This window comes from Lichenihabitans sp. PAMC28606 (genome assembly GCF_020616535.1).
In the GTDB taxonomy this organism is placed as follows: domain Bacteria; phylum Pseudomonadota; class Alphaproteobacteria; order Rhizobiales; family Beijerinckiaceae; genus Lichenihabitans; species Lichenihabitans psoromatis.
Window position 1 is genome coordinate 948754 of record NZ_CP085136.1, and the last position, 18113, is coordinate 966866.

Consider the following 18113-nt stretch of genomic DNA (forward strand, 5'->3'; position numbering starts at 1 on the left):
GCAATATAGCTTGATACGCTATGCATCTGTCAACCCCGATATAGCTACTTTCGCTATTTATCGTTTTTGGGCGGGGCAGGAATTTTACTCCGCCACTCCTTCTCGTGTTCCTCGTAAGCCTGTCTCAGGTCCTCCTGGGAGGCCTTGTTTATGATCGGCCGCTCTGGAAGCTCGAAGATGGCATGAGCAACGTATGAAAACACACGACCGCGAAGATCTTTCAGTGGCTTCCCCGCACCGACGTGTAAATTGTAGTAACCTTCCCTCGATCCATGGTTCAGTATTCCAACCCAGTAGTTGCCATTCTCCTCGTCGAATAAGCAAAACCTTCCAATAAACTCTTCTGACGGCCTGTTTGTGCGAGTGCAGCCTATCAAGTCGCCCTTGTGGAAATATGGCCAAAGCCCATCTCCTAGTATCTCATACCAATCGTTGTAAACTTCATCAAAAATGCTTGAGTAAACATTCCTTCGATCAAGCTGATCGCCCTCGTAATCCGATATTTGGCCAGAATCTTCAACAACACCGCCAATCTGCACCGTAGCTATCGGTCTGTCGCCAATGATCGTGTCCTGAACACTGACGTCCAGCGCGGAGGCGAGTCTTTGCATCCATTCGTAGGTTAGCCTCTGGGCTCCTCGCTCTAATTTCGACACCGTCACCCAGTGAGTGCCCAGCTTTTCGGCCAGGGCCTGTTGCGACAGACCCCGCTTTTTGCGCCATTCCGCGATGCGATTGAGTTTCTCGGCCATGTATAGCTGCATACGCTAATGCTTGAACCGTCGTCCATAACGACTTTTGCTATGCGGGCTTGACGGCTATATAGCGTTATGAGCTATAAGGTGACATGACCGATAGCAGCAGTTCACCTCGCGACTGGCGCCTTTCCAACAAGCTTTCGCTCGCGGCGGCCGCGACGTTGGCCGGATTGAAGGGACAAAATCCGTCTCGAACATGGCAGCGCTGGGAGCGCGGGGAAGCTGCCCCGCCAATCTCAGTCATCGTTTTGATTGAGAGAGCCAGTCAAGGCGCAGTCAATGTCCATAGCTGGGCTCGCGCGAAATCACTTTTTGCCTCTGAACGCAAGTTAAACACTAGAGTCTCTGCATGAGCCACGTACAGCAAGTCGACTTACCTCGTAGATGCGCACGACTGATGATTCGACGTCTGCGCATCTCAGCCAAATGTTGTCCCATCGTACCCGCGTCATGCGCGTTCCTTTGTCTTTTCCGGCATGCCGGCGCACATCCGCCAAGACCGCGCCCGCTGCCGTCGCTTAACCCTAGAGCGTCCGCCTCCATGATCCGTCTTGCTGCGATGTCTCACCATCGCACCAGGAGTGTCGTGAATGCCCGACAAGCTGTCGTCCCACCTTCGCCTCGTTTCTTCACAGGGCAACAGGGCTATGTCTGAAGCCATCGCGTTCGAAATCCAGACCATCTGCCGACGTGCGGCCGAACCGGTCGCGCCCGGCGAATCGATCAAGGCGCAGCTCCGGCGCGCCTGGGTCAACCTTGGCCGCCCACCGATGTGGCGGCTTAGAGCCGGTTGGTATTCGGACAACGCCGGCAATTGGAGCGCGGCCGCTGTGGCCGACTTCCAATCCCGCTACCTCGCCCTGATCGAGCGCAAAGGCCGGACTGTCGAAATCATGAAATCTAAGGCCGACCTTATCGCGGGCCGGACCCAACCCAAGACGGTGGAGCTCGCCTTTGATGAGTACAGGACCTTGGTCTCCCGGATCGAAGCCATCGAAACCGCCCTTCGCGTTCGGGGCTAGGACGTGGGTGGCGCTGCGCGTGATGCGCGTGGCGCGGTGGTTGGCGGAAGCGATCGCACCATGGCTGCGGGAGGAGCAGGATGCCTGACCTCGCCCTGCCTTTCATCGAGGCCGCGATCGCGTTGGTGCTGATCCTGGTGGTGACGCCATGAGGAGCATCGCCCCGATCGATTTCCAAGACATCGTACCGGCCAACCTGGACGGCGTCGCCCAGCCGGACTTCGATCTCGTCGACCCCATCGAGCTGCTTGTCGACGACGCCTATCAACGCGACCTCGGAGCAAAGTCGCTTGCGTTGATCAAACGCATCGTCGAGGGCTTTCGCTGGTCGAAGTTCAAGCCACCCATCTGCGTGCGCGTCGATGGCAGGCTGCATGTGGTGGACGGTCAACATACCGCGATCGCGTGCGCCAGCCATCCGTGGATCCGCGTCATTCCCGTCATCGTGGTCGACGAGCCGGATCTGGTCGAGCGCGCCAAGGCTTTCGTCAGCCATGCCCGAGACCGGCTGTCCGCAACTGCAGGGCAGATCTGGCGTGCTGAGGTTGCGGCAGGCGATGGCGAGGCCGTGCAGGTCCAGCAGGTCTGCGCTGCAGCGGGTGTGACCCTCCTGCCGTTCTCACCCGCCGGGGGTGCGTTCAAGGTGCGGCAGACCGTGGCCTTGCTCGCGATCAAGAGCATCATCGCACGCCGCGGGCCCGACAAAGCCAGCCTCGTTTTGACGGCACTCGCCGACAGCGATCTTGCTCCGATCACCGCCAACGCGATCCGGGCCGCCGACGCGCTGCTCCACGAGCCGGAATACGCGGCCGACTTCGATGTCGAGCGGCTCGCGGCATCGTTCCGCGCGCTTGGCCCGCGTGCCCAGGCCGAAGCCAAGGAGCTGGCGGCCGTCAAAGGTCTGCCGATGTGGCGAGCCTTGGTGGCCGTGATCTTCAAGCATCGCAAGGGACGGGCGCCGGCAGTCGCCAAGGCCGATATCGCCCTACCGATATCGTCCGCCCTGGCCATGCGCCGTGTGATCGACCGCACACCACCAACCGGCCCGATCCCGTTAGGCGAGCCCGGCCCGGGCCGCAGCGCGCTGGATGCACGGAGGGCTGGCGCATGACGGCGCCGTTGAACGCAGTTTTGCCAGTCACGCGAGCTGCCGAGCTCGACCGCATGCTCGAGAGGAGCCGACAGGACAGCAAGCCGGATTTGACTGAAATGCGATCGTGGGTCGGACCGTATGAAGCCGCCCTGATCCAGGCGGCCGAAACCTATCACTCGGTCTACGGCGAGTTCGATCCGAAGCACGTCCGGCTGATCGTCGTAGTTCGTCAGCTCCTGCGCTTCATCGAACAATGCACCGAGCTGCAGGACGATATCGAGACCGTGTTCCGCGCCGCCGCTCACCGCAACCAATGGAAGAAGCGCGCATGAGAGGGCCGTGGATGCCGCTGTATGTCACCGATTACCTTGGCGATACCGGTCACCTCAGCACGCTGGAACATGGGGCTTACCTGCTCCTCATCATGCACTACTGGCAGCACGAGAGCTTGCCAGCGACCGATGATGATCTTGCGATCATTGCACGCATGACGACGAAGGAATGGGGAAAGATCAGAAACAAGTTGTCCCGCTTCTTTCAGTCGGGGTGGCGGCATAAGAGAATCGATGCCGAACTCAACGAATCCGAGACCAAGTACGAGAAACGCGTCGCCGCCGGCAAGTTGGGCGGAAAAGCGAAAGCAAAAAAGCTAGCCCTTGAGCGGCAAGAAGCCAAACAGATGGGTAGCAATGCTAGTGGCAATGGTACCCGCGACGCCAGTAGCATTGTAGGTGGCGATGATGGTGGCAATGCAGGTAGCAGCAACGATAGCGAACCGCTAGCAAACGGCTACCAACTACAACCACATACTCCGTACCCTAGCCGTAAAGGAAGATTCCAAGAGGTAGGGAATAGTAGCTCAGGCTTAGGGGGTAGAGCTGCATCGGCGGCGGCCAATGGTTCAGTTCACGCTGGCTGGGACGACGACGCTGCATTCGACGAGGTGGCCTGATGCGAGCGGCATGGCCCCATCAATCCCGCGGCTTGGACCTCCTGCGGCAGTCGATATCGTCGGGTCACAAGCGGCCGATGCTGGCCTCCCCGACCGGCTCGGGCAAGACTGGGCTGGCCTCAATGATCGTCGAGGGAGCGCTCCGCAAATCGAAGCGGGTGATCTTTTGCGTCCCGGCAATTTCGCTTATCAATCAAACCGTTGCCGCATTCCGCGAGCAGGGCATCACCGAGATCGGCGTGATCCAGGCTCAGCACCCGATGACGGACTGGCAGCAGCCGATTCAAATCGCCAGCGTTCAGACCCTCGAGCGGCGCCCAGTCCTGCCTGAGGCCGACATCGTCGTGATCGACGAAGCGCATCGGTGGTTCAAGTTTTATGGCCGCTGGATGGCCAAATCCGGGTGGCAGAACGTCCCGTTCATCGGCCTTTCGGCGACCCCATGGGCCAAGGGATTGGGCAAGCACTACGACGATTTGCTGGTCGTGACGACGACGTCGGAACTGATCGACAACGGGTTCCTGGCGCCGTTCCGGGTGTTCGCGCCGAGCCATCCGGATCTGACCAGCGTCGGAACCGTGGCGGGCGACTATCACGAGGGCCAGCTTGCCGACGCGATGAACCGGCCGCAGCTTGTGGCGGACGCGGTCGAGAACTGGCTGCGGCACGGGGAGAACCGGCCGACGCTATGTTTCGCTGTCGATCGGGCTCACGCCAAGAGCCTCCAGCAGCAGTTCGAGGCGTCCGGAGTTCGAGCCGGGTACGTCGACATGAACACGCCGATCGAGGAGCGCGACTTGGTCGGGCAGCAACTCCGCAAGGGTGCGTTACAGGTGGTCTGCAACGTCGGCGTGTTAACGACCGGGATCGACTGGGACGTGCGTTGCATCGTGCTGTGCCGACCGACGAAGTCCGAAATGTTGTTCGTGCAGATCATCGGGCGGGGCTTGCGGCTTGCCGAGGGCAAACTGGATTGCCTTGTGTTCGATCACAGCGACACTCACGAGCGCCTGGGGTTCGTGACCGACATCCACCACGCTAAGTTAGACATGGGCGCCCAGCGGCAGGCTCAGCCCCGGCCCGAGCGTCCCAAGACGGTTGAATGCTCGAAATGCTATTACCTGCAGCCGTCCAAGTTCCCGCAATGCCTTTCGTGCGGGTTCAAACCGCAGCGGCAGAACAAGGTCGACGTTGAGGATGGCGAGCTGTTCGAGCTCGGTGCCAAACACTCGCTCAAGAACGCCCTGTCGCACGCTGACGAGCAGCGGTGGTTTTCCTCGCTCGTCTGGATCGTGAAAAGCAAGAACTACAAACCCGGATGGGCGGCGGCGAAGTTCAAGGACAAGTTCGGTTGTTGGCCACACGGGCTCGACGACACCCAGGTTCAACCCCAGCAGGATGTCCTCAACTGGGTTCGATCGACACACATCCGGTATGCGAAGCGGAGGGCTGCATGATGCGCCCCGTTCGAGAGATCGCTCAAGGCAAGTGGCGCGGCATTCTTCCGCACTTCGGCATCGATCCTGCCCTGCTAACAGGCAAGCAGGGCCCGTGCCCGATGTGCGGTGGCAGGACCAAGTTTCGCTTCGATGACAAGGATGGACGCGGCACGTGGATCTGCAATTCGAGCTCGTGCGGTGCAGGGGATGGTGTGCAGCTCGTGCTGGCTAAAACCGGGCTGTCGTTCCTTGATGTTGCCAAGCAGATCGAGAGCCTGGCAGGCGAAACAGCGTCGACACCAGCGAAGGCGGAACAGTCCGAGCAGTCCAAGCGCGACGCCATGAATTCACTTTGGCGGAACGCGGGACAGGTTCAAGCCGGCGATGCGGTCGACCAGTATCTGCGGGCTCGTCTTGGCGTTATTGCGATCCCGCCGACTCTGCGAACGGCGGTCCGGTGCCGCTACCAAGACAGTGTCGTCAGCTTTCATCCGGCCATGATCGCGAAGGTGGTCGGGCCTGACGGTCGACCTGCAACGCTGCATCGCACCTACCTTACGAACGATGGGCGAAAGGCGGACGTGGCTTGCGTGCGGCGGAATATGCCGGGCCACATTCCGGACGGTTCTGCGGTCCGGCTTTGCGCGCCGGGCGCCGTACTTGGCATCGCTGAAGGGATCGAAAATGCCTTCGCGGCGTCCAAGCTTTTCAACCTGCCAACCTGGGCCGCGCTGAACGAAGTGATGCTCGCGAAATGGCGACCGCCGGAAGGTGTCACCGAGGTCATCGTGTTTGGAGACAATGACCCGAAGTTTGTGGGCCAGGCCTCGGCTTACGCTCTGGCTCGACGCATCTCGGAGCGCGGCATCGAGGCCCGCGTGATGATCCCAGACCTCATCTCAGGGCAGCACAAAACAGATTGGAACGACGTGCTGAGATTACGTGCTTGAGCTCCGCTTCTCGCCCACTCGTGGTCGAGCGCCGCAGCCTTGCCGCCGATCGACCCGGCTTTCGGCCGAAGCGTGACGCCGCCGCTGAGCTTCACGATGTGGCCAGCACCATGACCCACCTGCCCGGCGATTGCTTCCGCGACCCTGCCGAGCTCGTCACGCTGATGCGGCGGCTGGCTGGCCGGCTGGTGAAGGTTGCAGAGACCGGGCTGGAGGTGGCGCCCTCGTACGCCGCCCGCGCGCCGCGACAGCCGTTCCTATGCCAGCCCCGCGCCGATGCACGGGCGATCACAGACGCGGTGTTCGGCAAGCGGCCTGGCGCTGGGCAGCGATCCGCGGCGACCACACGCCCTCCTGTGCGCGTCGAGGTGCGCCGCGGCCGCTTCGTCTCACCCGCCCAAATGTTGCTTCCCCTGCTCCCGACCAATGAACCTGAGGCCCGATGAAATCCACGTCAGCCAGCCGAGAGGCCCCTTCGACAAATAGGCGTTCTGCGGCGCGCGATCTGCTGAAGCATTGGCATTCGCGCGGCGTGATCGATGACGATCGTCTCGTCGCAGGCCGCCGATTCCAGAGCCTGTTCGAGCGGGCTGCCGGTGGCTGTCACTCGTCGACGGCCTTTGACCGTGTCCAGCGCAGCGGCCACAATCAGATCCCGTCAGAAGTGTCGGCACGATCCGAGCTGGCGGCGCTGAAGCCGGTGCTCGGCGAGACTGATTTTGGATTGTTGGTCAGCGTGCTCGGCCAGGGTCGTAACCTCGACACGGAGGTTCAAGACGCCAGCGAATATGGCAAGGCCTATGTGGCGCGGCGGATCAGGGATGCGCTGGATGTCATATCGACGCGTATTGGCTGAGAGACTGCGATGTTGTCTCCAACATGATCCTCTCGATCTCCGCTGCCGGTCCTGGCCGACCGAAGAGCCACCCCTGCCCTATGTCGCATCCGAGGTTTCTCAGCATTGCCGCAGTCTCCTCAGTCTCGACCCCCTCGGCAACGGTCGACAGTCCCAGGCTCTGACCCAACCCGACTACGGCTGCGACAATCTTCGCACTCTCCTTGTCGATCACCATAGCTCCGACGAAACTGGCATCGATTTTGAGCTTGTCGAATGGAAGCGATTGCAAGTGTTTCAGGCTCGAATATCCCGTGCCGAAATCGTCCAGCGCGAGTTTCACCCCTAGGGCTTTGATCTGGTCGAGGATCAGGCGTGCGAGTGCGATGTCGCCAACAAACGCGCTTTCCGTGACCTCAATCTCAAGACGGTCTGCGGGAAAGCCTGTGTTTTCCAACGCTTTCCGAACAAAAGTCGGGAGGTTCAGGTCGCGCAGATGCGCTGGTGAGATGTTGCAAGCCAGTGTGAGTTGGCCGCGCCAAGTCGCAGCTTCCTTGCAGGCGCGACACATCAAAGATTCGGTCATCTTCACAATCAGGCCGAGTTCTTCGACCATTGGGATGAACTCGGCCGGCGAGACCATTCCACGACGTGGATGCGGCCAGCGGGCCAGCATTTCGACGCCAATGACTCGACCAGTCTGCAGGTTGATCAATGGTTGATAATGGGGAACGATTTCGTCGGCAGCGACTGCTTGGGTCAGCTCCAACGCAAGCTGCGCTCGGGTACGCACCTTGTCGTCCATTCCAGCCTCAAACACGCGAACGCATCCCCGGCCCTCAGCCTTTGCCTGATACAGCGCAAGATCCGCTCGATGAATCAGGCTTTCATAATCCACATCGCCGGCTTGAGCGATCGCAATGCCGACACTGGCACCAATTGTAATGACGAGACCATCGCTGAGCTTGAATGGCTCAGCCAAGGTGACGGTTATGCGCTGCGCGATGGAAGTGGCAGCTTCCGTCACAAGCCGCTCATCTGAAGCGACTTGAACCAACAAGGCAAACTCGTCGCCGCCCAATCTTGCGATCATGTCTCCTGGCCGCAAGATGTCCCTAAGGCGAACCGCTACTTGCTGCAAAAGCTTGTCGCCGGTTTTATGTCCGTGGGCGTCATTGGCCGCCTTGAATCGATCCAGGTCTACGAACAGGAGTGCGTGAGTGAACCCCTTCCGATTGCCTTCCGGCAACGCCAAAGCGACATCTTCGTAAAATTTCCGTCGATTGGGAAGTTCGGTCAGGGGATCGGTGCGTGCAATCGAGGCGGCCAGCGTCAGAGCCTTTTGCAATCTCAATCGCCCCGAAGCCAGAAGCATGCTGGCCACGAGCAAGACTGCGCTCAGCAGAAACCCTGCATTTTCCAACGACAGGCGCTTTTTAAGAGCAGCCCTTCGGTCATACGCGTATTCTTTTAGCTCCTGCCCGAACACCTCCATACCCGAGGCGTACACATCCTGCAGGTAATGGTACTCTGGACCATTCAGGAGCGTTTGTGCTGCTGCTAAGTCGCCCTGAGCCGACAAAGTCAGAGCTCTCCGCTCTACACTTACGAGATTGCGGTGAGCTTCGCTCGTCGTGGAAGCAAGAACCAATCTGACGTCCGGTGCTGCAAGATCGACAGCTTCACTCAGTGCTACGTCCAGCTTTGGGGCTACTTCTTCGTAACGCGCCGCCCATCGGCGTTCTCCGGATGAAGCAGTCATTTGCGCTGACATGGAAAGCGACTCGCCCAGGTATGCGATGTCGCCAATCAGTTCTGCCGCGCGAACTGATCGCTGCGACGAGGTATCGAAATCGGATTGCGTGCTCTCGCTCCGCCAGCCAAGAGCGACAAGGACGGAGAGAGCTGATAAAGAAATCAAAACAAGGATAAGCTGCCTCAGCTTGATCAAGGTTTCGGCAACTCTGATTTGTAAGTTTGGATCCATAGCGGACTGGCATCTTTAAGTTTGCATTAGATTGACTTGCGTCAACGCAGAACGCCGATCGACTCTCCAATATCCTCATGTAACAACGCTCGTTAGGCCTGATTGTGTCCCGATTGACGTAAGTGCTCAACTAGGTTACCGTCTGATTATCGATTTTTGACGTCAATACGCGCGCATCACCGCCCAGCATCCGCTGAGGCGGTTTTTTTTGTTTTTGGAGGGTCGCATGGTGGTTCGCTCCGAGATGCCCGAGGCCTCTGCCGGCCGGACGTCTTCGCCAGCGCCCGTCACAGGTGTGCCCACCGACAAGACGTCACGGGCCGCCTTCCGACAGTTCATGGAGGCCCGCCAGAAAACCTCGTCCAAGGGCCGCACGCCCCTGAACACCCGCGGCGAGCGGCCGATCCTCCCGACGCCCGAACGCTTGGTGAAGTCAGACCGGCCGAAGAAGACCTCGGCGGGCTATTACCGCGCCCCTGCCCCGATCGAACGGCTTCGCAACAGCGGCAAGCTCGACCCGCACCCGCGCATCAACGAAGCGATGTACACCGCGTCCCAGACGCTCCAGCTGAGCTTCCACAACGCTGGCCTGACCGAGAGCATCAAGTCGCAGGATCTCACCGGCACCGGAGGTGGCGGCAGCTCAGCGGCCAGCCACATGCCGCTGAACGAGTTCGCGCTCCATCATCGCCAAAAATACCTCACCGCCTGCAAGCGGATGGGCTGGTACGAGCCCTACCCGCTTCGCGGCTGCGGCCGCCTCGTCGTGGACGTGATCTGCCACGAGATGTCGATCGAGGACGCCGGCAGCCGCTACTTTCCGGGCAGCAGAAACGCCACTGCGATCGCCGCGGCCAACGACCGGCTGCGCGAGGGCCTCTTCATGCTGGCCGTGCACTGGAAGCTCATCTGACCGCTCACCCGCCCGCCCATTCACCCGACGAGGACGCCTGATGGCTGAGAAGATCATCGAAATCCCACAGATCAATCTCGAGAGCACGCTCGTTCACATTGTCGGCAAGACGCCGCTGCTGACCAACCGATTCAGTGAACGTGCGATGGAGAGTATCGAGAACAAGCAGCAGCACGCTCCGAAGACGGCACGCGAGGCTCGCGATCCCGATGCCGATTTTAAAGATGCGATGCACATGATCGCGGAGGGCGTTCATGGATTCCCGAGCAACGGGATCAAGAAGGCTCTGGTCGCGGCCGGCGGACGGTTCGCCGACGAGAAGATGACCCACCTTCGGGGCGTGATCAACATCCCGACGACGCATGTCGAGATTCAGGGACCGGCCCCAACGATGCGCTCGGATCCGGTCCGCCTTCAGGGCATGAAGTTCTCGGTGACCTACCGGCCGCAATATTTCCCATGGGAGATGATCGTGCCGGTCATGTTCAACGCCAGCCTCATCGGCGAGGCGCAGGTGATCAACCTGTTCCAGATCGCTGGTTTCTCGGTCGGCCTCGGCTCATGGCGCCCCGAGTGCAACGGCACCTTCGGACAGTTCACCTTGGCTTCTGTCTGACAACGAATTCCCGGCGCGTTTAATGGCCGTCCTGGCGCGCGGGGTGTGACGAGCAAAGTGACTTTGGATGACACCTCTGTTGCCCTGCATGGCGTTGCCAAGCAATGCGGATCGAGGCGAACCGTTGCTCTGCACAGCACAGCAAAGACCGATCAGGTCCGGCTCAAAAGCGAAGCCCCGCTAAGCGTTGCTGGGCAAGGCAAGGCGTTCAACAGCAAAGAGCTATCCCATGACCATGCCGGTCTCGTTGAAGGACTATTTCGCGGCTGCCGGCTCAGCTTTCACGAAGCGCGACGCCGAAGTGATCGGTCCGCAGCTCGAGGCTCTGGCCGAAGCGGGCCCGATCGACGAGCGCACGATTGTCGAGGTCGCACGATCGCCCAACTCGCCGCTGAACCGGTACTTCGAGTGGGACGACGAAACAGCGGCTGACAAGTACCGCGTCGGGCAAGCTGGTTCGATGATGCGATCCATCCGGGTCCGGGTTGTCGAAGACGGCCGGCCGCGCGTCACGTCGGCCTATAAGCTGGTGACCAAGCCGACGGCGTCACGCCCTGCCCCCAAGGGCTACAACGTCCTGCATGGCGAGTCGGCATTCGCGGCCAAGATGACAGTGGCGGCCTACGACGACATGCTCGCCTGGCGAGCGAAATACGCGCCCTATGTCGACGTCTGGGTCGACTTCGCGACGGCATTCCGGCAAGTCGCCAATCAGGTCGGTGAGTTAGAAGAGGCAGGCAAACCCGCCGAGATCGACGTCCAGACCGATGCGGCTGTTCAGGCCTTGCTGGCGTGGCGTGAATCGTCCGAGCCGGTCTTGACGAAGTGGGAGGCTGCCGTTGAGCAGGTTCAGTTTTTGCTCGACGCGATTGATGAGGCTGATGCGGTCTTCACCACCTCGCTCAAGGCAAAGGAGCGAAGCTGCCTTCGGTGTTCGACGCCGTTCCAGAGCAGTGGGATCGGCAATCGGCTATGTGAAAAGTGCTCTGGAGTGGCTTGACGGTTCCGCGAACGTGTCGGATCGACTGTGGAGCATGGAGGACGTTGCCGAGATGGTCGAGGCGGCTCATGTTAGGCCTGCGGCAAAGCGGGGACCGTAGAAAAAGCGAGTCTGATGGATGCCAATAGTCTACATACTGACCAACCCTGTGATGCCTGATCTTATCAAGATAGGTCGTACAGATGGCCCAATTGAAGACCGCGTGCGTCAACTGAGTTCAGTCCCCGGCGTTCCAGTGCCTTTCGAAGTATTTTTCGCTGCCGAAGTTGAGGATGCTATTGGTTGGGAAAGGGCTCTGCACGAGGCTTTCGACGACAGACGTGTTAACTCACGCCGTGAATTCTTCCGAGTATCACCTGACAAGCCCTTCGCGATTTTGAGGATGGCTCATTCAAGAAACGTCACTCCAAAACACGATATCGCCGACTCAAAAGAAGAGCTAGAAGCTCTTGATCGCGAGAGACGGCGAGGCTCCAACTACAGTTTTGCAAATTCCCCTATTCCAAAAGGCGCTATACTGCAATCCGTCTTTGACGAGACTATCGAATGCCAGGTTATTGATGAACGAAGCGTGATGTTCAGAGGAGAGAACACTTCGTTGTCACGCTCCGCGCTCGTCGTCGCCCATGAGAAGGGACACGAGTGGAAAACAATTCGGGGTCCGGCCTACTGGAAATATGACGGCCGCACACTGGTCGACATAAAAGAGGCTGGCTCCGAAATCGAGGGCTGATGCAGAATTCAAACAGAGACACGACCGCATGTTGACATGGGAAGCGCAATCTGACCTTATTCAGGCAAGCAGAGGATTTGTGCCCGGAGCCGAAAGGTTGCCGGGTTTTGTTTTGACCAAACGTTGAAGGTCGCCTGCTTCCACCTTCATCAAGAGGTCCGCCATGGCATCGCTTTCGGATGTCAGCCGGCTCATTATGTGCACCGCCCGCGCTGCACCGACCCTAACCGTCATCGAAGAGAAGGCGCTGCTCGCCCGGCATCAGCAATATGCCGACGCGGCCGCTCTCAACGATCTGGCGGCGTCCAACCTGCGCCGGGTAATCTCCGTCGCCAACAGCATGCGAGGCTATGGCCTGCCCCTCGACGACCTCGTCCAGGAAGGCTGCTGCGGCATGGTGATGGCGGCCCAGCGGTACGATCTTGATCGCGATGTGCCGTTCGGAGCTTATGCGCGGATCTGGATGAAGGCTGAAATGCAGGACTTCATCCTGCGTAACTGGTCGATCGTCCGGCTGGCTATGGGCTCCGACGAGCAGAAGATGTTTTTCAAGATGCGGCAGCTGCGGGCGAAATTAAGCCGCGATCCGGACAAGACGAGTGCTGCCGTAACGGGTGAGATTGCGATGGCGTTCGGCGTGACGATCGATGACGTCGAGATCCTCCGAGCACGGATGGGCCAGGGCGACTTCTCGCTGAACGCGCCGGCTTTTCAGGATGAAGACGGCGGCTCCGAATGGGGTGACTTTCTTGCCGACGACGCGCCGCAGTTCGACGACATGCTGGACGATCAGCAGTGTGCCGGTGATCTGCGGACGGCGATGTCCGGTCTCGATGACCAGGAGCGCCTGATCATCGAGGAACGCTGGCTGAACGACGAGATCGCGCCGCTGAACGCGCTGAGCGAATGGTTCGGCATCTCGGTCACGAAGGTAAGGCGGATCGAGGTCGCAGCGATCAAGAAGCTCCGCGCGGCGATGTTGGCCATGCGGGCGGCGCCCAACCCGGTTTTCGCCTGACGGACTAAGCAACGCCCAGCTTAGAGCTGCACAGCGTGGCGTTGTGGGTCAAAGCAAAGACGACGACGCTGAGCTCACTATCGGTAAAGCCGACAGTGCGCTTCTGTCACGAAATCAGGTCCATCTGCAGCGCCCGTTCGGCGATCTGCATCGAGGTCGCTTCATGTCTGACATCGAAGCCGCCATTCACGCTCGTCTCGATGCCTTGCACTCCAAGGTCGATGCCGTCCTTCAGGGCTTACACCACATCATCAGCAGAGGTTTGCCTTCCATGGATCACGCTGCTCTTCTTTCTCTCGCAAAGACCATCGACAGCGATGTCGATGCCGCCGTCACCAGCTTCGAGACGCTGCAGACGACGCATGACACCGTCACGGACGCGCTCGATGATGTCGGCGATGTGCTGAACGGCATTCCGGCCAAGCTGGCGAAGATCACGGGCGGTGCCTCCGGTAACGCCGCGGCGTCCGTGGTCTTGGCTACCGTGGCCACGTCCACCTCGTCGCCCGCTCTCACCATCCCGGTAAGCAGCGACATGCCCGTCGCGGTTGGGTCCACGATCGCCGGCCCCGGCATCGCGACCGGCACCACGGTCACCGACGTCGATCCGAGCCCGGTCACCGGGCAGACGACCGTCACGTTGTCGACCGCCACCACGGCCGATCACACGGGAGGCGAGACGCTGACCGTCACGCCCGCGAGCTGACGCGTCCCACAACGATGCCGTGCCAATCCTGCGCTGATCGCCGCGCCTACATCGTCGCGCTGAGCAGACGGATCGCGGATAAGCTGAAGCCCGCAGATCCGCGTTCCATCACAGCGCGCATCAAGGCCTTTCACGAGGAACAGCGCCGTGTCGCTCCTCGAGGTTAAGGTCGATCCTGCTCAACTTGAGCGTCTCGCCAACATGATCGGTGCAATCGGCAAGAGCGCACCGGCCGCCATTGCTAGAGCCGTAAACCACACAGGTGACAAAGCCCGAACCCAGATGATCCGCACGCTGACGACCCAGACCGGGTTGAAGCGCGCTGTCATCGTCAAAGCGCTGCATGTCACCAAGGCGTCGGGCGCAGGCTCAATGGCCTACACGATCAGCTCGCACGGTGGCGACATCAGCCTCAAATACTTCGGTGCGCGTGAGACAGCCAAAGGCGTCAGTGCTGCACCGTTCGGACAACGCCAAGTCTTCGCCGGCACCTTCATGAAGGGTGGACGCTTCCCAAAGCGTGTGCCCCTCAAGCTTGGCGGCGAAGTGTTTCAGCGAGACGGGGCTTCACGCCTCGGCATTCACAAGATCAAGAGCGGCGTCTACATCCCCAAGGAGATGGTGAGCGGCGCAACGGCAGCGGCATTCCGCAGCGTGGTTGAAAGCGACCTGCCTGATCGCCTCACGCATGAGTTGCTGCGTGCGATAGGTGGCTGATGCCAGTAAGCGCCCTATCGTCGAGGGCGGCGAGTGGGCTACGGATTAAGTTTTTTTAGCCACTATTGCCGCAATGTTGGCGAAGACCGTGAATATTGCGGAAGACCCAGCCGCGAAGGCTGCTCGACGGTTCATTTTTGCTCCAAATATCACAGCCTTGTAGAAAGGATCGGTTGGCGGCGTCTTACCATAGTAACTTGATAGCTGTGGCAGCTTCCCGAAAACCGAGACAAACCAGAAGACGGCTGCAATGAAGGCCGCTATGGCCGAGCAGATGTTCAACCAATCAGCCAGGGTAAGCCTCGTCAGCAAGTCCGGCATTTGCCCCACCTAATTCTGCGCCAGCGATCAGACCCGCCCTGCCACGCCACACCCCACACCCCATAAGGGGTGGTGGTGAGGCAAGTGGGGCGCATCGGTTGCCACACCTTGCAACGCTTCACTTCACCTAGTGTGGCAACAAAGATAGCCGCAATCAGCCGTGCTGATCTAACTTGCCTAGAAGGTGGCCGGTGTCATGGTCTTTCACGAGCTCTGTCAGAGACCGATCATCAATCTCTTCCAGAACATCGGACAGCTTTGTGTGCCCTGGGAACCCATGAGCAAAGCTGTCGCCGTAGATCTTGCGCAGCGTGCTCACCAGCGTATTGCCATGCTTCTTGCTGATCTCACCGTTCTTGTCGCGGTGCCTCTCCATGCCCGGAATCGTCATAGCATTCTCCCCTCATAGCGCCTCGGTGAGCGCCTTCAGCAATTAGAGCACGCTCAACACCGACGACAAGTCGCAAAGCCGCTCCACGGCAGCGCTAGCCGCGGAAAAACAGTGCCGGCGGCCTATGGAATGGTCGGTCTAAGGGTCTAGGGACCGTACGACCAAGGGCCCGTTGCCTGCGGTGGGGAACATCCCGAGAACCCCCTCTTTGCAAGTTTTTGTTTCAAGGTGAACACGTGGCAGATCGGGTCAGCCTGAGCGAACTGGCGCGTCGGCTGGGCCGGGCAAAATCGGGCCTGCACAAGCTTGCGGCGAAGGGTCAGATCCCGAGAGGTGCGGACGAGAAATACGACGTCGACGAGGTCATCGCGGCGCTCAAGAAAAACACTGACCCGGCCCGTCGTTCTCCCGTTCGCGACCGTTCTCAGCCAGAGAACAGCACGGAGAACAGGAAGCCGCAGACTGAAAACGTCGACGAGGCTCATGCCGCGATCGCTCTGATCCGCCGCGTGCTGACGGAAGAGGGCCACGAGGACGTCGCCGTCGTCGACTACAATGCGGCGCGAACGGCAGAGACGATCCTTAAAGCCCGCATGCGGAATCTGGAGGTTGAAGAGAAGGCGAAGACCCTGATCAGCGCGGCCGAGGCCGAGCGGACCTGGGCCGACGAGATGGTGAAGCTGCGGGCCTGTATGCTGGCGATCGCGGGCGATCTGCCTCAGGTGCTGCAACATCTGACCGCTCATGACGTGTCCGTGATCGACCGCGCCATTCGCGACGCCATGACGAAGGCCGCCTATGACGGTCCTTGAGGCAACGATCGCACGCGCGAGAGCACGCTTCTGCCCGCCGCCGCGACTTCCGCTGTCGCTGTGGATGGAAACCCACATGCGGCTGCCGGAGGGCTTGGCCGCAAAGTCCGGTCCAGTGCGGCTTTGGCCATTTCAGCGCGGGATCGCCGACGCGATCTCCGATCCTGACATCGAGCGGGTGACCGTTCTGAAATGCGTTCGTGTGGGCTATTCGACCTTGCTGGTCGGCGCGATCGGCAGCTTCGTTGCCAATGAGCCGGCACCGATCATGCTGTTGCTGCCAACCGATGATGATTGCCGTGATTTCATCGTGTCCGACATGGAGCCGATCTTCGACGCGACGCCGGCCATTGCTGGTCTGATTTCGGCGGAGGCCGACGAGTCGGGCCGAAACACGATGAAGCACCGGCGGTTTCCGGGCGGATCGCTGAAGATCGTTCCGGGCCGGTCGCCACGCAATCTGCGAAAGCACACGGTTCGCATCCTGCTGATCGACGAGGAGGATGGGATCGAGGTCACCGGCGAAGGCGATGCGATCGATCTCGCGATCAAGAGGACGCTCAGCTTCGTCAACCGCAAGATCGTGCGGGGCTCGACGCCCGTCGACCTGGAGACCTCGACGATCTGCCGGGAATACGAGGCCAGCGATCAGCGCGTCTTCGAGATCAAGTGCGTCGAATGTGGCGACCGGTCGGAGCCGAAGTGGAGTCATATCCACTGGGACAAGGAGAAGGATGCGCAGGGCCGGACCGTTCGGCATGTGTCGGAGACGGCGAAGTGGGCCTGTCCAAAGTGCGGCACGCTGATTGCCGAACGCTACAAGGCCGAGATGGTCGAGAACGGCGAGTGGCGCGCGACTCGGCCTGATGTGAAGGGGCATGCAGGCTTTCGCCTAAACGCCTTGATCAGTCCGCATGTGAACGCCGGCTGGTCGAAGCTGGTCGCCGAATTCGTCGAGGTACATGACGACGCCGAGCGGCTGCGGACGTTCAAAAACACGCTGTTGGGCGAGGGTTGGGCCGAGGCGGTCAATACGGCCGACCCAGCCGAGTTGGCGACGCGAGTGGAGGATTTTGGGCTCAATACGCCGAGCGAAAGCGGAGCGGTTCTGCAGTTTCCTGCCGAGGTGCTTGTCGTCACGGCCGGCGTGGACGTTCAGGACGACCGTCTCGAGGTGGTCATCGTCGGATGGAATCGCGAGAGTGCGGCCTACATTCTCGGCCACTTCATCGTCTATGGGACGCCCGGCGACGATACGACGTGGCGCGAACTCGACGAGACCCTGCTGACGCAGTGGGAGCATCCGCTCGGCGCCCGTATCGGCATCGATGCGGTCGTGGTCGATGCCGGCGATGGTGGCTGGGTCGATCAGGTCTATGCCTATTGCTGGTCGAGAGGCCATCGGCACGTCATGGCGGGCAAGGGCCGGTTCGGCAATCGGCCTGCCATCGAGATGTCGAAGGGCAAAGTCGCTCGTGGGAAGCTGGCCGGCAAGGACCGGCTCTGGATCATCGGGGTCGATACGATCAAGGCCGCCATCTATCAGCGACTATCGCACTACAAGGATACGATCCGGTTTTCCAAGGTGCTGCCGCTGATCTGGTTCGAGCAGTTGGCCGCCGAACATCGGGTGATCCGCAAAGTCGGCGGCAGGCCCGTGGCACGATTCGAGCGGATCGGTGCTCGTGAGGCCGAGGCGCTCGACTGCACCGTCTACGCTTTCGCCGCCCGGCAAGCTGTGTCCGGCCTCAACTTCGATGTCCGAGAGGCCGCGCTCAGTCGAGCGCAGGCGCCCGCTCCGAAGAAGAAATCGATTTCCGACTACGCCAAACGTTTGAACGGCTGATCCT

At 60.3% G+C, this 18113-nt stretch carries 21 protein-coding genes; 17 read left to right on the forward strand and 4 right to left on the reverse strand.

All coding sequences use genetic code 11. The features are described 5' to 3' along the window. Nucleotides 1-53: 53 nt before the first annotated feature. Complete coding sequence (locus LGH83_RS04445) at nt 54-752, reverse strand: helix-turn-helix domain-containing protein (protein ID WP_227400775.1); 699 nt, start codon at nt 750-752, stop codon at nt 54-56. Nucleotides 753-1405: 653 nt separating this feature from the next. On the opposite strand from LGH83_RS04445, the gene LGH83_RS04450 reads away from it, so the two are divergent. The 8 genes from LGH83_RS04450 to LGH83_RS04485 all read left to right on the forward strand — a co-directional run bounded on the left by LGH83_RS04450 (nt 1406) and on the right by LGH83_RS04485 (nt 7070). Then, the gene (locus tag LGH83_RS04450; RefSeq protein WP_227400776.1) at nt 1406-1780 is read left to right on the forward strand and encodes a hypothetical protein; all 375 of its coding nucleotides are present in this window, start codon (nt 1406-1408) and stop codon (nt 1778-1780) included. A gap of 148 nt (nt 1781-1928) precedes the next feature. Next, a complete protein-coding gene (locus tag LGH83_RS04455; protein WP_227400777.1) occupies nt 1929-2891 on the forward strand; it encodes a DUF6551 family protein in 963 nt (320 codons plus the stop codon). Then, complete coding sequence (locus LGH83_RS04460) at nt 2888-3205, forward strand: hypothetical protein (RefSeq protein WP_227400778.1); 318 nt, start codon at nt 2888-2890, stop codon at nt 3203-3205. Before LGH83_RS04455 ends, LGH83_RS04460 begins: the two co-directional genes overlap by 4 nt. Before the next feature lie 11 nt (nt 3206-3216). Then, complete coding sequence (locus LGH83_RS04465; RefSeq protein ID WP_227400779.1) at nt 3217-3825, forward strand: YdaU family protein; 609 nt, start codon at nt 3217-3219, stop codon at nt 3823-3825. Beyond that, nucleotides 3825-5282, forward strand: a complete 1458-nt coding sequence (locus LGH83_RS04470; protein ID WP_227400780.1) for a DEAD/DEAH box helicase — start codon at nt 3825-3827, stop codon at nt 5280-5282. Before LGH83_RS04465 ends, LGH83_RS04470 begins: the two co-directional genes overlap by 1 nt. Then, nucleotides 5279-6214, forward strand: coding sequence for a toprim domain-containing protein (locus LGH83_RS04475; RefSeq protein WP_227400781.1), 936 nt, complete (start codon nt 5279-5281; stop codon nt 6212-6214). The genes LGH83_RS04470 and LGH83_RS04475 overlap by 4 nt, the downstream gene beginning before the upstream one ends. Beyond that, on the forward strand, nt 6211-6660 hold the full coding sequence (locus LGH83_RS04480) for a hypothetical protein (protein WP_227400782.1): 450 nt from the start codon (nt 6211-6213) through the stop codon (nt 6658-6660). The genes LGH83_RS04475 and LGH83_RS04480 overlap by 4 nt, the downstream gene beginning before the upstream one ends. After that, a complete protein-coding gene (locus LGH83_RS04485) occupies nt 6657-7070 on the forward strand; it encodes a hypothetical protein (protein WP_227400783.1) in 414 nt (137 codons plus the stop codon). The genes LGH83_RS04480 and LGH83_RS04485 overlap by 4 nt, the downstream gene beginning before the upstream one ends. Here LGH83_RS04485 and LGH83_RS04490 read toward each other — a convergent pair. After that, nucleotides 7048-9036 (reverse strand): putative bifunctional diguanylate cyclase/phosphodiesterase, encoded by a 1989-nt coding sequence (locus LGH83_RS04490; protein WP_227400784.1) that lies wholly within the window; start codon nt 9034-9036, stop codon nt 7048-7050. The two genes, LGH83_RS04485 and LGH83_RS04490, sit on opposite strands and share 23 nt — an antisense overlap. A gap of 226 nt (nt 9037-9262) precedes the next feature. Here LGH83_RS04490 and LGH83_RS04495 point away from each other — a divergent pair, with 226 nt between their 5' ends. The 7 genes from LGH83_RS04495 to LGH83_RS04525 all read left to right on the forward strand — a co-directional run bounded on the left by LGH83_RS04495 (nt 9263) and on the right by LGH83_RS04525 (nt 14739). After that, on the forward strand, nt 9263-9949 hold the full coding sequence (locus tag LGH83_RS04495) for a hypothetical protein (protein WP_227400785.1): 687 nt from the start codon (nt 9263-9265) through the stop codon (nt 9947-9949). 40 nt (nt 9950-9989) lie between these two features. Then, nucleotides 9990-10565: a hypothetical protein gene (locus LGH83_RS04500; RefSeq protein ID WP_227400786.1), complete on the forward strand. Its 576-nt coding sequence runs from the start codon at nt 9990-9992 to the stop codon at nt 10563-10565. 229 nt (nt 10566-10794) lie between these two features. Further along, on the forward strand, nt 10795-11565 hold the full coding sequence (locus tag LGH83_RS04505; protein ID WP_227400787.1) for a hypothetical protein: 771 nt from the start codon (nt 10795-10797) through the stop codon (nt 11563-11565). A gap of 151 nt (nt 11566-11716) precedes the next feature. After that, nucleotides 11717-12298 carry a GIY-YIG nuclease family protein gene (locus LGH83_RS04510; RefSeq protein WP_264479137.1) on the forward strand — a complete coding sequence of 194 codons (582 nt, stop codon included), beginning with the start codon at nt 11717-11719 and terminating at the stop codon, nt 12296-12298. A 163-nt stretch (nt 12299-12461) separates the two neighbouring features. After that, entirely contained in the window at nt 12462-13316 is an 855-nt protein-coding gene (locus tag LGH83_RS04515) for a sigma-70 family RNA polymerase sigma factor (RefSeq protein WP_227400789.1), read from the forward strand. Nucleotides 13317-13479: 163 nt separating this feature from the next. Then, complete coding sequence (locus LGH83_RS04520; protein WP_227400790.1) at nt 13480-14022, forward strand: hypothetical protein; 543 nt, start codon at nt 13480-13482, stop codon at nt 14020-14022. Nucleotides 14023-14169: 147 nt separating this feature from the next. Continuing rightward, nucleotides 14170-14739, forward strand: coding sequence for a phage tail protein (locus tag LGH83_RS04525; protein ID WP_227400791.1), 570 nt, complete (start codon nt 14170-14172; stop codon nt 14737-14739). Between the two features lie 45 nt (nt 14740-14784). Here the strand turns inward: LGH83_RS04525 and LGH83_RS04530 are convergent, their stop codons facing one another. Both LGH83_RS04530 and LGH83_RS04535 read right to left on the reverse strand, forming a co-directional pair. Next, a complete protein-coding gene (locus LGH83_RS04530; protein ID WP_227400792.1) occupies nt 14785-15060 on the reverse strand; it encodes a hypothetical protein in 276 nt (91 codons plus the stop codon). Nucleotides 15061-15214: 154 nt separating this feature from the next. Continuing rightward, complete coding sequence (locus tag LGH83_RS04535; protein WP_227400793.1) at nt 15215-15451, reverse strand: hypothetical protein; 237 nt, start codon at nt 15449-15451, stop codon at nt 15215-15217. A gap of 236 nt (nt 15452-15687) precedes the next feature. Between LGH83_RS04535 and LGH83_RS04540 the strand changes: the two genes are divergently transcribed. Both LGH83_RS04540 and LGH83_RS04545 read left to right on the forward strand, forming a co-directional pair. Then, nucleotides 15688-16263, forward strand: coding sequence for a hypothetical protein (locus tag LGH83_RS04540; protein ID WP_227400794.1), 576 nt, complete (start codon nt 15688-15690; stop codon nt 16261-16263). Further along, complete coding sequence (locus LGH83_RS04545) at nt 16250-18109, forward strand: phage terminase large subunit family protein (RefSeq protein ID WP_227400795.1); 1860 nt, start codon at nt 16250-16252, stop codon at nt 18107-18109. Before LGH83_RS04540 ends, LGH83_RS04545 begins: the two co-directional genes overlap by 14 nt. Nucleotides 18110-18113: the final 4 nt, after the last annotated feature.

Excerpts from the sequence above, each read along its gene's own strand:
- LGH83_RS04445 (WP_227400775.1), bottom strand. The coding sequence starts at position 752 with ATGGCCGAGAAACTCAATCGCATCGCGGAATGGCGCAAAAAGCGGGGT.
- LGH83_RS04450 (WP_227400776.1), top strand. The coding sequence starts at position 1,406 with ATGTCTGAAGCCATCGCGTTCGAAATCCAGACCATCTGCCGACGTGCG.
- LGH83_RS04455 (WP_227400777.1), top strand. The coding sequence starts at position 1,929 with ATGAGGAGCATCGCCCCGATCGATTTCCAAGACATCGTACCGGCCAAC.
- LGH83_RS04460 (WP_227400778.1), top strand. The coding sequence starts at position 2,888 with ATGACGGCGCCGTTGAACGCAGTTTTGCCAGTCACGCGAGCTGCCGAG.
- LGH83_RS04465 (WP_227400779.1), top strand. The coding sequence starts at position 3,217 with ATGCCGCTGTATGTCACCGATTACCTTGGCGATACCGGTCACCTCAGC.
- LGH83_RS04470 (WP_227400780.1), top strand. The coding sequence starts at position 3,825 with ATGCGAGCGGCATGGCCCCATCAATCCCGCGGCTTGGACCTCCTGCGG.
- LGH83_RS04475 (WP_227400781.1), top strand. The coding sequence starts at position 5,279 with ATGATGCGCCCCGTTCGAGAGATCGCTCAAGGCAAGTGGCGCGGCATT.
- LGH83_RS04485 (WP_227400783.1), top strand. The coding sequence starts at position 6,657 with ATGAAATCCACGTCAGCCAGCCGAGAGGCCCCTTCGACAAATAGGCGT.
- LGH83_RS04490 (WP_227400784.1), bottom strand. The coding sequence starts at position 9,036 with ATGGATCCAAACTTACAAATCAGAGTTGCCGAAACCTTGATCAAGCTG.
- LGH83_RS04495 (WP_227400785.1), top strand. The coding sequence starts at position 9,263 with ATGGTGGTTCGCTCCGAGATGCCCGAGGCCTCTGCCGGCCGGACGTCT.
- LGH83_RS04500 (WP_227400786.1), top strand. The coding sequence starts at position 9,990 with ATGGCTGAGAAGATCATCGAAATCCCACAGATCAATCTCGAGAGCACG.
- LGH83_RS04505 (WP_227400787.1), top strand. The coding sequence starts at position 10,795 with ATGACCATGCCGGTCTCGTTGAAGGACTATTTCGCGGCTGCCGGCTCA.
- LGH83_RS04510 (WP_264479137.1), top strand. The coding sequence starts at position 11,717 with ATGCCTGATCTTATCAAGATAGGTCGTACAGATGGCCCAATTGAAGAC.
- LGH83_RS04515 (WP_227400789.1), top strand. The coding sequence starts at position 12,462 with ATGGCATCGCTTTCGGATGTCAGCCGGCTCATTATGTGCACCGCCCGC.
- LGH83_RS04520 (WP_227400790.1), top strand. The coding sequence starts at position 13,480 with ATGTCTGACATCGAAGCCGCCATTCACGCTCGTCTCGATGCCTTGCAC.
- LGH83_RS04530 (WP_227400792.1), bottom strand. The coding sequence starts at position 15,060 with ATGCCGGACTTGCTGACGAGGCTTACCCTGGCTGATTGGTTGAACATC.
- LGH83_RS04535 (WP_227400793.1), bottom strand. The coding sequence starts at position 15,451 with ATGACGATTCCGGGCATGGAGAGGCACCGCGACAAGAACGGTGAGATC.
- LGH83_RS04545 (WP_227400795.1), top strand. The coding sequence starts at position 16,250 with ATGACGGTCCTTGAGGCAACGATCGCACGCGCGAGAGCACGCTTCTGC.